The following is a 13038-nucleotide window of genomic DNA, read 5'->3' on the forward strand; positions in this document are numbered from 1 at the left end:
TCTCCCCCTTATCTCCTATTGAACATGCGATCGATGATAATTGCGCCTATCGTTGAACAAACGGTAGCCGCAATTGTCGTTCCTATTATTTCGGCGGGTGATATTGAGCCGTACTTCATTCGAATCGCTATTACACTAGTAGGAATCAATGTAAGACTAGAAGTATTTAAGGCTAGTAGCGTTACCATCGATCGAGAAGCGCTATCTCTCATGTGATTTAATTTCTTAAGCTCTTCCATCGCTTTGATGCCCATAGGTGTTGCAGCATTTCCAAGCCCAAACATGTTTGCGATCATATTCGATAAGATATAGCCCATAGCTGGGTGCTCTGGAGGAACTTCTGGAAATAGCTTTGAAACGATCGGTTTAAAAACGTTCGATAAACTCACTAAAAGGCCAGCATTTTGTGCGATCCTCATTAACCCGAGCCAGAAAACCAGGACGCTTAACAATCCGATACAAACAGCTACAGCTTCTTCCGCACCGCTAAAAATAGCTTTGTTCACTTCTTCCATGGTGCCGTTAAACATTGCATAAAGAATACTAAGCACGAAAAGGCCCACCCATATCAAGTTAACCATATAAATCACGCTTAGTATCTAGTGAAAACAGCTTTTTAAAGAAACCCCAAAACCCTTTGCTTTCTGTTTCACTTTCATATGTTAGTGGTGCTTTGACGATTACTTTGTCATCTAAACTGATCTTATAAATACCAACTGGATCTTGAAAAGATTCAGGGTCATCCCAAGATTTTTTCTCTGGTGGTTTTGCCAGTCGGATACTTGATTCGATTTCTTTCCTCTCGTTCTTAGTCAATGGATAAACTAGATCACGGTGTAATTTAACCTTTCCTTTATACGGTTCCTTTTTCACTTCATCAAGGAAACCTTTTTCTGCTATTGTAGTGAGTTCATAATTCTCGTAACCCCAGTTAAACATTCCGATATGATCGTTCCAATCGGAGGGTGCATCGAGCGTAACCGCTATTAACGACATACCGTCGCGCTCAGCCGTGGAAACGAGCGTCCGTTTCGCTCTTTTCGTATACCCCGTCTTCCCCCCGGTCGAGTCGCTATATAGACCCGTTACTAACTTGTTTTTATTTCTCCAAACGTAATCCCAGCTTTCATTCTCATTCGGTGCTCTATGAACTTCTGTACTCGATATGATTCGATACATTTCATTGTTCATGGCATATTGGGTAAGAAGCGCCATATCATAAGCAGTTGAATAGTGCTCTTCATGGTCATCAAGGCCATGCGGATTGGCAAAGACTGTCTTCGTCATTCCGATTTCTTCTGCCTTGTAATTCATCAATCGCACAAACCCTTCAAGGCTCCCTCCCACTTCCTCAGCAATCGCCACAGCTGCATCGTTTCCAGAGCGCAGCATCAATCCATATACAAGGTTCTCGAGTGATATTTTCTCTCCAGGTTTTAAATAAAGTGAAGACCCTTCTGTACCTGATGCACGGGAACTAACCTCTACGTTCTCATTCATCTTTCCAGACTCTATCGCTAATATCGCCGTCATAATCTTGGTGATACTTGCTATTCTTCTTTGTGTATAGGCATCTTTCTCATATAATATCCGTCCTGTATCTTGTTCCATTAAAATTGCACTACGTGCTGACACACTAACGCCTCTTGCAAAAACATTCTCAGGGATCAAAAGGAACAATAAGGTGATGATTAGTATAACGATGCTTACTTTCGAACGTAACAACTTGTTCATGACTTCCACGTCCCCTGACTCCGTATTTGTACAAGTCTATGAATGACAGAACGTGGATATGATTATCATTTATTATTTGAACGTCCGAAATCCGTGGCACTCCTTAATGCGAATTCCTCAGCTGGTATCCTTATTTTCAGGAGTAAGAATGCATTCAAAACTGTGAATAACAACGCTGTTAAATAGGATGAAAAGATAAGGGGCAATGCGATGATTTCAATCACAACAATGAGATAATTTGGATGGCGAATAAACTTGTAAGGTCCCTTAGTAACAACATTTGCATCTGGAAGTACAATGATCTTAGTATTCCAGAATCTCCCTAGACTTTTTATCGTCCAAACTCTAAGTAATTGAGTGATGATAAAAATCGTGAGCATGACTGCCCACACAGAAGAAAGCTGAAACCCTCTTATCGCTCCCTCAACAAAAAACGCTGCCAGAAAAGCAACATGAAGCATGACGATGAATTTGTAGTGCTCCTTCCCAGCTTCGAAGGCTCCATTATCTTTCATCCATCTTTCATTCCTTTTTGCAACCATCAGCTCTGCAAGCCGCTGCACTACGATTAATAGAAAGAAAACAGTAAACACAATCGTCATGCCGAACGCACTTCCTCCCACTCTAATAGTAATAATTCAGAACAAAAGCCTGGCCCCAATGCTGCCATCAATCCTGTCGCTCCAACCGTACATCCTTCACGCAAAAACAAATCTAATACAAAGATGACGGTTACTGAGCTCATGTTTCCAAATTCTCTTAACACTGACCTTGAATTAGCTGTTTTGGAACGGTCCATGCCTAAGGCCTCTTCATAAGCAGCTAAAACTTTAGTTCCTCCTGGATGCGCGATAAAATAATCGATGTTTTCAACATTGTTTAATGTAAGGAATTCTTTCACGTTCGGTTCAAGCCACTTAGAAACGATAGAAGGGATCGATTTTGAAAAAACAACGTGCAATCCTTGATTACTCACGTCCCACCCCATCACGTCTTCAGAGTCTTTCATTAATGTAGAGGATGTTGTACGGATGACTGGTAGACAATCTAATTTCGATCGTTTTAGAAGTGGAGAGTTTTTCCCACATAGAAGTACACATGAGGTACCATCTGCAAAAAGGGCTGTTCCAATCAAGTTACTTTTCGAATAGTCACCATGCTGAAACGTTAAACTACAAAGCTCCACGTTCACAACGATGACGGTCTCTTCTGGGTGAGCTAGACAATAATCATGCGCTCTTGATAATCCCGCAGCACCACCTGCACATCCCAACCCCCAAATCGGAATACGCTTTGTATGAGAAGAAAAAGGAAGAACGTTCATCAATCTAGCTTCAATACTTGGAGTCGAAATCCCAGTGGTAGAAACGAAGAAAATAGCATCCACCTCACTACACTCCACTTTCGAATGAAGGTAATATGAGCTTTCTAAACAGTCTAGGATTGCCTTAGAGGCATAATCAACAGAAAGGGTGATATACTTTTCATTCTTCTCTTCAAAAGTAGGGCCTTCCTTATACCACTCCACAGGCATCGCAAAATACCTCGAGTCGATCTCCGCGCTTTGAAAAGCAGGTAATAGCCTGTCGATATCTTTAAAATGACTACCAAACTGATCTCTTGCAAATGTTATTGCTTCATCTTGATCTAAACGATTGGGAGGAAGGTGTCTTCCTATCGATAGAATCATCATACCGACTCCTTCAACGATCTTTTCACTTATTTTGAGATTAATTGGTAGTTATTATTCTAAAAAGTTCACACAAAAATGAGGTACTCACCTTTGAGCACCTCATTCGTCTTATCACTTCTTTTTTATACGATTTAGCGAAGTTTGTATCTCTTCTAGATCACTACTTTTTATTACATCCATGAACTCATCGGCTTCACTGATATAAAGTCGCTTTCGTTCAGGATATCGCTCAAAAAAGCAAAGTGCGATCTTTTCTTTTAGAAAAGATTCTTCTCCTAAAAGTTCTTCTTCGATCACTTTGCTCTCAAATACAGTCGGATACAAGACTGAGAAATTCTTTTCAGATCCGTTAGATTCATATGTAACCGTCATCCTCGAGAAAGCATCTTCCGGTGAATTTGAACGTTCTTTCTCTAACTCTCCACCTACAATGTGTTTAATTCGCATAGATATCCCCTCCGATACGAATGGTCAGTCAGGAATTTCTTGAAATTTCTCGAAAAACAAATCTGCTTCATCATCTTCTCCCTGATCTTCCCCATCTGGTAATGGTGGAAGGTCTTCAATCGCGCTTAAACCAAAGTGAAATAGAAACTCTCTTGTCGTCCCATAAAGAATCGCTCTACCCGTCTTTTCAGCTCGGCCGACTTCTTTGATCAGAAGCTTGCTCATTAACGTTTGAAGAGGCTTATCGGTCTTTACACCACGTATTTCCTCTACCTCTACTCTCGTAATCGGCTGCTTATATGCAATGATGGCTAGCGTTTCAAGTGCTGCTTGCGATATAGATTGATTCTTAGGATCCTCAACCATCTTTTCAATGTAAGAAGCATTCTTTGAGTTCGTAGTTAGCTGATAGCTCCCTCCAAGAAAAACGATTTGAAAACCTCTTTCCTTTTCAACATATTCTTCCTGCAATTCGTTTATTGCTTCTAACACATTCTGTTCATCGATCGACATCGTTTCAGATAAGCTTTTCAGATCGATTCCTTCATCTCCTACTACAAACAGGAGACTTTCGATGATACTTTTTATTTCTTCGTTCGACACTACATTGCCTTCCTTTCACACTCAAAAATCATAATTTCTCCGAAGTTACCTTCTTGTTCACAGCTCACATACCTTGTTTTCATAAGTTCTAATATCGCTAGAAACGTAACGATCATCGGTCCCTTTTCCTTTTCGGTAAATAAATCCGTAAATCGCTTTCGTTTTCCACCTTTGAGCTGCTCCTTAATTTCGCTCATACGATCCTCAATTGGGATCTCTTCTGTTTTAATCGTTGTTCTTTTAGGCTTTTTTTCTTTCGCTCTCCGCGACATTTTCTGAAAAGCAGCCAGCATATCGTAAAGCGTAACATCCCCGATCGAAGTGTTTGAATCTTCACGGCTATATTCAGTCATATCAGCTGGTGGACGAGTATATAATAAACTTCGACTGCTTTCTTTTTTCTTTAACTCATCTGCAGCTTCTTTATATTTCCGGTACTCGACAAGTCGCTGAACGAGCTCATCACGAGGGTCTTCATCAAGTTCAGCATCTTCTTCAAAAAACTCTTCCTCTCGCTGAGGTAATAGCATCTTGCTTTTAATAGCGAGAAGAGTTGCAGCCATCACAAGATATTCACTCGCAATGTCGAGCTCTAGTTCTTGCATCGTATGTATATATGTTAAATATTGATCAGTTATTTCTGAAACGGGTATGTCATAAATATCTACTTCATACTTATTGATCAAATGTAACAATAAATCTAAGGGACCTTCGAAAGCATCCACTTTAACATTATAGTGCTTCATGTATTCATCTTCCTTTTATATACCATCTAATAAACCGATTATATCACACTGAATCAGTGTACCGGCTTAGGAAAATACAAATAAAGACCGGGCGAATGCCCGATCTATCATTGCTTTTGTTGACCGAGGACTGAGCTGATCATCGTTGAAACATCCTCTGTATTTCCTTTTTTAGGCTGGCGATTTTGATACACACTGTACAATGCAGCCCCGACACTAACCGCTGTTAATAATGGCATCATGTTGCTTTTCTTGCCCATAATAGCCACTCCCGATTTTGTTTTAGTTCAATAAGATGAACCGGTCTTATTATGCTACATGTCTAGGTATCCCATTCACTTTTAAAGTGCTTTCATCATGTGCTAAACTACAAGGGAATTGGAGGAAATGACATGTATCCAAAAGCTTATATTGATTATTTAGTGCATTTTCACGGTTTGCGAGATTACTTTGAATGCCACGAGATATTAGAAGAACACTGGAAAGAAGATCCTCGTGGTGAGCGAAAACCCCACTGGGTAGGTCTAATTCAAATTGCGGTCGGTTTATATCATCATCGAAGGGGAAACGTTGCCGGAGCTAAACGCATGCTCACAAATGCAAAGAAAATTGCATTCGAGGAAAGAGAGGCTCTTGAACAGCTTTCACTAGAAGTAGATGCCCTTATCGTAAAGCTGACAAAACAGATTGAACTCATTGAAAAAAACGCACCATACGAAAGTATCGACCTTCCTATAACGAGTCCAAAACTTCTCGAGCTTTGTGATGCACGCTGTTCAGAAGTAGGCTGTGTATATGGATCTCCAAGTGATCTAACGAACGAATATATCGTCCATAAACACACGAAACGAGATCGAACAGAGGTACTCGAAGAGCGAGATCAACAAATCCAAATACGTAAAGAAAAAAGGAACGGCTGAGCCGTTCCTTTTTAGCTTGTCGAGAAACCTATGTCATTATTCGGTGCTCCCGATGCCGTAGTCGATTGCACGCTTTCCGCGGACGAACGTCCAAGCCCGAGGTGAAACCCACACCCCGTTCTCGGCCGCCCGTTTTACCGCAGGAGTCCGCGATTGTCTCTCCTACTTGATAAGAATAAATTCAAAACGAACATTCCGTCCCAATGGTTCTACAGTTGAATTTGGCGATTCTGACCAACACTTTCTCAACATCAATCTTGGAGCGGAAATGATCGACTACTCTCAACTCAATACTAAGCAATACCAAGACTTTTTCTCTACACTAAAAGGAACGGCTGAGCCGTTCCTTTCTTCTAATTAGATATATTGATATTTCCCTCAAGATGACATCTCTCAAAAAATGTTCCTGTAAACTCATTCCCTTTAATATCAACATCATCAGTTAGGATCTCACATAGAGCTTCAACCATTTGTTTACCGATTCCCTGGTGACGGTGAGAAGGGTTGACGCTAATGTCTTTTAGTTCAACTTCGGTATCACTGATCCACTCAATACCTAATAGTCCGATGATATCCTCATCTTTCCACAGATAGAGCTGTCTTGAGTCCATATCTTCATAATCTTTGATGGACTGCTGAAGCTTCTTTATTTCTTTTTCATTTGGCATAAAGCTCAAAAGTCCCATTGCGATCTTTTCATGAGCTTTTTTATATCGAATTAACATCATTATCCCTCATTAAAGAAATTCTTGGCGTTCTGTTCATTACCATATTCAATCGTACAAAGAAGTGTTCATACAAGTCTTCGCACAAGCGCAAAGAGCATGATTACAGCAATCAGTATACACATACGGATCAGCCACTTCTCTTGTTTTTTACCCTTCACGTGCATGACTCCCTTGCCGCATTGTTAAACATCAACACAATCATAGCCAAAAATCTCCTATTAATCAACCTTCAAATGATTTTGATAAATTCGCCATTTCAATCGCAGCTGCAGCAGCTTCCCAGCCCTTGTTACCAGCTTTCGTTCCTGCACGCTCTACAGCCTGTTCGATCGTGTTGGTAGTCAGTACTCCAAAGATGACTGGCACACCGCTCTGAAGCGTTAAATTTGAAACGCCTTTTGCAACTTCACTACAAACGTAATCGAAGTGTGGTGTTGCTCCTCTAATCACCGTTCCAAGGGTAATGACAGCATCATACCGACCAGTATCGACCATCTTTTTAGCAGCAAATGGTATTTCAAAAGCTCCAGGAACCCACGCTACATCGATATCATTTTCTGAAATGCCGTGTCTTTTTAAGGCATCCTCAGCACCACCAAGCAACTTGCTCGTAATAAATTCATTAAACCTTCCTACAACAATCCCTACTTTTAATCCTGATGCGACTAAGTTACCTTCATATAAATGACCCATTATTCATTTCCTCCCTATATCTCTTAATTAGAAGTGCAGCATATGACCAAGTTTACTATGTTTTGTTTTTAAATAACGTTCGTTTTCCATTCTTGATTCCATCTGAAGCGGAACACGGTCTTCTACCTCGAGTCCATACCCTTTTAATCCTGCGATTTTTCTTGGGTTGTTCGTTAGCAGTTTCATGTTAGAAATTCCTAAATCACGTAGAATCTGTGCACCGATCCCATAATCCCTCAAGTCTGGCTTGAAACCGAGCTTCTCATTTGCTTCTACCGTGTCATATCCCTCTTCTTGCAGTTTGTACGCCTTCATTTTATTGAGAAGTCCGATACCTCTTCCTTCCTGACGCATATAGAGTAAAACTCCATGCCCTTCTTTCTCGATCTGAGACAGTGCAGCATGAAGCTGCGGACCGCAATCGCATCGGAAAGAACCGAACACATCACCTGTTAAACATTCTGAATGAACCCTCACCAGCGTAGCTTCATCAGGAAGAATCTCGCCTTTTACAAGTGCTACATGTTCTTTTTGGTCAAGAATATTGGAGTAGCCGATCGCTCGGAATGAGCCGTATTCAGTAGGCATCTCTATTTCAACTTCCCGCTTAATAAGGTTGTCTTTTCGGTTTCGATAGTGAATAAGATCCTTAATTGTGATCATCTTCATATCATGTTCTTTTGATAGCTTAGCTAAATCAGGAACACGCGCCATTTCACCATTTTCTTTAATGATTTCGCATATCACCCCAGCAGGTTCTGATCCTGCTAATTTGGCAAGATCAATCGCCGCTTCCGTATGCCCTGCACGTCTTAATACCCCGCCGTCCTTTGCTACTAACGGGAAGATATGGCCTGGTCGATTAAAGTCTGATGGCTTTACGTGATCATCGATTAGAGCATTTATGGTTGCAGCTCTCTCTGAAGCAGAAATCCCAGTCGTAGTACTCACATGGTCAACACTTACTGTAAAAGCGGTACCGTGTGAATCTGTATTATGATCCACCATCGGATTAAGCTGCAGCTTCTTTGCTCTTTCTTCTGTTATAGGTGTACAAACAAGACCACGTCCAACCGTTATCATGAAATTAATCGTCTCAGGGGTAACCTTATCTGCTAAAGCGATAAAATCCCCTTCATTTTCACGGTCTTCATCATCACAAACGATTACGATTTTACCCTGCATTAAATCATAGATGGCTTCTTCTATCGTATGAAACATACTAACCCCTCCCTCTCACGTCTACTTAAAACCGTGATCTTCAAAAAAATCATGATTAAGCGTACTTTGCTCGTTTGAATTGTTACCTTTCTTTAAGTACTTGAGTATATATTTCCCAAGCATATCGCATTCGATGTTAACCGTGTCACCAACACGCTTACTGCCTAGCACTGTAGCATCTACCGTATGAGGTATAAGGGAGATGGTTAATGTATCTTCCGTTAGTTTAAACACAGTCAAGCTCGTCCCATCAACAGAGACTGAACCCTTCTCAACAAAATAGTCCATGAGATCGGCAGATAGTTTAATATCGAAGTACAACGCGTTATCTACTTGTTCAATCTTTGAGATTTCTCCTTTACCATCTACGTGACCCGAAACAAAGTGGCCACCAAATCTTCCGTTTGCGGCCATTGCACGCTCTAAGTTCACATTGTCATTTGGACGAAGCTCATTTAAGCCGGTTGCTCGGAACGTTTCAGGCATAACATCTACCGAAAAGAAGGAATTCGTAAAAGTTGTAACCGTTAAACATACCCCATTTATCGAAATGCTATCACCCAAATGAACATCTTCGAGAACTTTTGAAGCGCGTATGTCCATTACGATCGACTCTCCGGATTGGTTGACACTTTGTATTTTCCCGATTTCTTCAACGATGCCAGTGAACATTACTCCACCTCTTTTCGTTTTGATACGATCTTGATGTCGTCCCCAATTTGCTCGACGCTCTCAATGGAGAGTTCGACTGTTTCTTGCATAGCTGCAAATCCCATTCCTTCGAAGGAGGTAGGAGCATCTGTACCTCCGATTAACTTAGGAGCTACGTAAGTGATAACCTTTTGAAAAGCTCCTGCCTCTAGAAAACTACCGTTGATCGTTGGTCCACCTTCTACAAAAACAGAGGTGACCCCTCGATCACCTAGCATAAGCAATACATCATCAATTGAAATGGAATCACCTTCCACTGCAAGGACAGTTACATGCGAGGAGAACATTCTTTTTGTTTCTGTCTTAGCCTTTTCAGTCGTAATAATCCAAGTTTCTACAGTGTCATCTTGCAAAACAACAGCATCAGGAGGAAGTCTTAATGTCCGATCGAGAATTATCCTTATAGGACTTATGCCTTCACCATACCTTGTTGTAAGCGAGGGATCATCCTTCTCAACGGTTCCAACACCTACGAGTATCGCATCGTGTTGGTGACGTTCTGCATGAACATCTTGCCTCGCTTCGCTTCCAGTAATCCATTTGCTATCTCCTGTTTTAGTTGCTACTTTACCATCTAATGAAACTGCTGATTTTAGTGTCACATAAGGACGGTTCGTCTTTATGTAATGAAAGAACACGTCATTTAGAGAGTAAGCTTCCTCTTCAAGTAAGCCAACATAAACGGATATACCAGCTTCCTTCAACCGCTCAATCCCTCTTCCTCCTACGAGAGGATTTGGGTCTTGCATCGCTACATGCACCTCTGTGATACCAGCATCTATTAATGCATTCGCACACGGGGGAGTTTTCCCATGGTGACTACAAGGTTCTAACGTCACATAAGCAGTTGCTCCCTTAGCTTTGTCGCCTGCCATTCTAAGTGCGTAAACCTCAGCATGTGGCTCACCAGCTTTTAAATGGGCTCCCATTCCAACTATTCTTCCTTCACTGACGATCACAGCGCCAACAGCTGGATTTGGGGCTGTTTGACCCACTGTATTTCTCGCGAGTTCAATCGCCATCTTCATATAATCATTGTTATTCACATGTATCATCTCCTAACGAATCAATTGGGGTTAAGAGATAAAAAAAGCCTCCCTATTAGATAGGGAGGCTTTAAAAAGAGTATACCAAATAAGCCTTTTGAACGTACTTTTTCAAAAGGATCGGCAAACTTTTACTCCTTCTCCCATCCAGACTATACTGTCGGTCCTGGTCTTTCACCAGATCCACCGTTTACAAGACGCAAACGGGTCACGGACTTAGTTGATTACTCGATAGAGTGATCAAGCATTACCGCCGGTTGGGAATCTCACCCTACCCCGAAGGAAAGTTTTATTTAATTGTAAGTCTAGAAACTTACTCTTCCCAGACTTTAACTTCTTTCATCACATCGCCTTGTTTGATGCGTAGAACAGTATCCATGCCTTCTGTTACTTGACCGAATACAGTATGAACACCATCAAGGTGAGGCTGTGGTTCATGTACTAAGAAGAACTGACTTCCACCTGTGTTTTTACCAGCATGAGCCATAGAAAGGGATCCCGCTACATGTTTATGAGGATTACCTTCTGTTTCACAATCGATTGTATAGCCAGGGCCGCCCATTCCAGTTCCTGTTGGGTCTCCACCTTGTGCAACGAATCCAGGAATGACACGATGGAAGTTAACACCGTTATAAAAGCCTTCATTTGCTAGTTTTTCAAAGTTAGCCACAGTGTTTGGCGCTTCTTCTGGGAAGAATTCAATTTGAATTACTTCGCCATTTTCAAATGCGATTGAACCTTTTTTCATTAAAAATATCCTCCTGCGTAAACAATTTGCTTAAAAGCTCTTTCATTATAGCATAAGAGATTCATTTACCATATTAATTAACTTTAAGAAACTATTTTGATATAACCATTTTTTTTAACGGTCTGTCATATTGAATCAAATCTTCATATGATTCTCTTTCAACTACAAGGCTAGCTTCCCCGTCTTCAACAAAAACAACAGCTGGCTTTGGTAGTCGATTGTAATTATTCGCCATCGAATACCCATATGCTCCGGTTGAAAAGACAACCATCACATCCCCAGCAATCGCTCGCTGAAGCTGACAGTCCCAAATCAACATATCACCCGATTCGCAGCACTTTCCTGCGATCGAATACAGGTGATCTTTCGGTTCATTCATTCGATTTACGATCGATGCCTCATACTTTGCGTTATATAAAGCAGGACGAAGATTGTCACTCATTCCCCCATCAACAGCAAGGTAATTCCTAAGTTCAGGAACATTTTTATGAGAGCCAACGGTGTACAATGTAGACCCAGCTTCACCGACAAGAGAGCGACCAGGTTCTATCCAGATTTCTGGCATCGACATGTTGCTATGCTCAATTTGCTTTTTTACAGCATCCGTCATGGCATCGATGTAGTTCTGTGGAGAAATCGGTTGATCTTCGTGGTTGTATCGAATACCAAACCCGCCACCTAAATTCAGCACCTGAGGCTCATACCCAAACGTTTCATTCCAGCGATGGAGGTAACTATAGATCTTGTCGATCGCCATCACAAATCCGGTCGTTTCAAAAATTTGTGATCCGATATGGCAATGAAGACCAAGCAGGTGAATGTTACTCATTTTTAACGCTGTATCGATCGCTTGCTCTACTTGACCACTCTGTAAATCGAATCCAAACTTTGAATCTTCTTGACCCGTTAGAATATAGTCATGTGTGTGCGCTTCGATTCCAGGCGTTATTCTTAAGAGCACGTTCGTTGAAACTTCTTCTTCTGCTGCTAACTGTTCGAGTAACGAAAGCTCATAAAAGTTATCGACTACAAAACAACCAATCCCAGCTTTCAGAGCCATCCTAATTTCTCTTTCGCTTTTATTGTTACCATGAAAGTGAATCCGGTCTACTGGAAATCCTGCTTGTAAAGCCGTATATAATTCTCCTCCAGAGACAACATCAAGACTCAACCCTTCTTCTTCTGCAAGTTGAATCATCGCTATACAAGAGAATGCTTTACTCGCATACGCAACCTGATAGTTTAATTGCTTTTTCTCAAAAGCCTCTTTAAATGCTCTTGCTTTCTCTCGAATCAGTGCCACATCGTAGACGTACAATGCCGTGCCGTACGTTTTCGCTAGCTGAAATGTATCGACACCTCCGATTGTATAGTGACCGTTTTCTGAAATTTCTGCTGTACCAAATAAGTGCACGATATTCTCCCCTCTCGCTTTATTCAGTAAGCGAGCTCCCACTACATAAAAAAACAAACAGCCAACTTATAGATACATTGGCTGTTTTGCTCCGTATCCCCACGAGTTGGATTAGCTCACCACTGCAATATAGATAACAGTGACAGTCTGCAGCTTATTCAACTACAGCCCAGCAGAAGAAGGATGGACCTTTCTCCACTTCGGCAATTTGACCTTTCAGATACCTTCATCGCAACCCATTATATGCTCAGATATCGTACTCATTCTCATTGCGCCTCTATCCCCATTACATTCAATGAGGTCTATTCTATTAAAAATTAAATTATCACACTTT

Annotated in this window: 16 protein-coding genes and 2 riboswitches; of the genes, 1 reads left to right on the plus strand and 15 read right to left on the minus strand. The window is 41.2% G+C overall.

The window, feature by feature from the left end; translation table 11 throughout:
- Window positions 1-8: 8 nt before the first annotated feature.
- The 8 genes from ACXAHI_RS04625 to ACXAHI_RS04660 all read right to left on the minus strand — a co-directional run bounded on the left by ACXAHI_RS04625 (window position 9) and on the right by ACXAHI_RS04660 (window position 5483).
- Window positions 9-581, minus strand: a complete 573-nt coding sequence (locus ACXAHI_RS04625) for a nucleoside recognition domain-containing protein (protein ID WP_474846286.1) — start codon at window positions 579-581, stop codon at window positions 9-11.
- Window positions 574-1734 (minus strand): D-alanyl-D-alanine carboxypeptidase family protein, encoded by a 1161-nt coding sequence (locus tag ACXAHI_RS04630; RefSeq protein WP_474846288.1) that lies wholly within the window; start codon window positions 1732-1734, stop codon window positions 574-576. Before ACXAHI_RS04630 ends, ACXAHI_RS04625 begins: the two co-directional genes overlap by 8 nt.
- A 65-nt stretch (window positions 1735-1799) precedes the next feature.
- A complete protein-coding gene (locus ACXAHI_RS04635) occupies window positions 1800-2336 on the minus strand; it encodes an isoprenylcysteine carboxyl methyltransferase family protein (RefSeq protein WP_474846290.1) in 537 nt (178 codons plus the stop codon).
- Window positions 2333-3424 carry a type III polyketide synthase gene (locus ACXAHI_RS04640; RefSeq protein ID WP_474846292.1) on the minus strand — a complete coding sequence of 364 codons (1092 nt, stop codon included), beginning with the start codon at window positions 3422-3424 and terminating at the stop codon, window positions 2333-2335. The genes ACXAHI_RS04635 and ACXAHI_RS04640 overlap by 4 nt, the downstream gene beginning before the upstream one ends.
- Window positions 3425-3538: 114 nt before the next feature.
- Window positions 3539-3874, minus strand: a complete 336-nt coding sequence (locus ACXAHI_RS04645; protein ID WP_474846294.1) for a hypothetical protein — start codon at window positions 3872-3874, stop codon at window positions 3539-3541.
- A gap of 24 nt (window positions 3875-3898) precedes the next feature.
- Window positions 3899-4477 (minus strand): SMC-Scp complex subunit ScpB, encoded by a 579-nt coding sequence (gene scpB / locus ACXAHI_RS04650; RefSeq protein ID WP_474846296.1) that lies wholly within the window; start codon window positions 4475-4477, stop codon window positions 3899-3901.
- Window positions 4477-5223: a segregation/condensation protein A gene (locus ACXAHI_RS04655; protein WP_474846298.1), complete on the minus strand. Its 747-nt coding sequence runs from the start codon at window positions 5221-5223 to the stop codon at window positions 4477-4479. The genes scpB and ACXAHI_RS04655 overlap by 1 nt, the downstream gene beginning before the upstream one ends.
- A gap of 107 nt (window positions 5224-5330) precedes the next feature.
- The gene (locus ACXAHI_RS04660) at window positions 5331-5483 is read right to left on the minus strand and encodes a hypothetical protein (RefSeq protein ID WP_474846300.1); all 153 of its coding nucleotides are present in this window, start codon (window positions 5481-5483) and stop codon (window positions 5331-5333) included.
- A 132-nt stretch (window positions 5484-5615) separates the two neighbouring features.
- On the opposite strand from ACXAHI_RS04660, the gene ACXAHI_RS04665 reads away from it, so the two are divergent.
- Complete coding sequence (locus ACXAHI_RS04665) at window positions 5616-6143, plus strand: DUF309 domain-containing protein (protein WP_474846302.1); 528 nt, start codon at window positions 5616-5618, stop codon at window positions 6141-6143.
- A gap of 353 nt (window positions 6144-6496) precedes the next feature.
- Here ACXAHI_RS04665 and ACXAHI_RS04670 read toward each other — a convergent pair whose 3' ends face one another.
- From ACXAHI_RS04670 to lysA, 7 genes are all read right to left on the minus strand, one after another.
- Window positions 6497-6868 carry a GNAT family N-acetyltransferase gene (locus ACXAHI_RS04670; protein ID WP_270180575.1) on the minus strand — a complete coding sequence of 124 codons (372 nt, stop codon included), beginning with the start codon at window positions 6866-6868 and terminating at the stop codon, window positions 6497-6499.
- A 225-nt stretch (window positions 6869-7093) separates the two neighbouring features.
- Window positions 7094-7564, minus strand: a complete 471-nt coding sequence (gene ribH / locus ACXAHI_RS04675) for a 6,7-dimethyl-8-ribityllumazine synthase (protein ID WP_474846304.1) — start codon at window positions 7562-7564, stop codon at window positions 7094-7096.
- Between the two features lie 27 nt (window positions 7565-7591).
- Window positions 7592-8785 carry a bifunctional 3,4-dihydroxy-2-butanone-4-phosphate synthase/GTP cyclohydrolase II gene (locus tag ACXAHI_RS04680; RefSeq protein WP_474846306.1) on the minus strand — a complete coding sequence of 398 codons (1194 nt, stop codon included), beginning with the start codon at window positions 8783-8785 and terminating at the stop codon, window positions 7592-7594.
- A 21-nt stretch (window positions 8786-8806) separates the two neighbouring features.
- Entirely contained in the window at window positions 8807-9457 is a 651-nt protein-coding gene (gene ribE, locus ACXAHI_RS04685) for a riboflavin synthase (protein WP_474846308.1), read from the minus strand.
- Window positions 9457-10524, minus strand: coding sequence for a bifunctional diaminohydroxyphosphoribosylaminopyrimidine deaminase/5-amino-6-(5-phosphoribosylamino)uracil reductase RibD (gene ribD, locus ACXAHI_RS04690; RefSeq protein ID WP_474848066.1), 1068 nt, complete (start codon window positions 10522-10524; stop codon window positions 9457-9459). The genes ribE and ribD overlap by 1 nt, the downstream gene beginning before the upstream one ends.
- Window positions 10525-10673: 149 nt before the next feature.
- Window positions 10674-10830: riboswitch (FMN riboswitch) on the minus strand.
- Between the two features lie 25 nt (window positions 10831-10855).
- The gene (locus ACXAHI_RS04695; RefSeq protein ID WP_270179117.1) at window positions 10856-11290 is read right to left on the minus strand and encodes a peptidylprolyl isomerase; all 435 of its coding nucleotides are present in this window, start codon (window positions 11288-11290) and stop codon (window positions 10856-10858) included.
- Window positions 11291-11381: 91 nt separating this feature from the next.
- Entirely contained in the window at window positions 11382-12704 is a 1323-nt protein-coding gene (gene lysA / locus ACXAHI_RS04700) for a diaminopimelate decarboxylase (protein WP_474846310.1), read from the minus strand.
- A gap of 104 nt (window positions 12705-12808) precedes the next feature.
- Window positions 12809-12992: riboswitch (Lysine riboswitch) on the minus strand.
- Between the last annotated feature and the right edge of the window lie 46 nt (window positions 12993-13038).

The organism is Anaerobacillus sp. ABD4_527, from assembly GCF_056160805.1.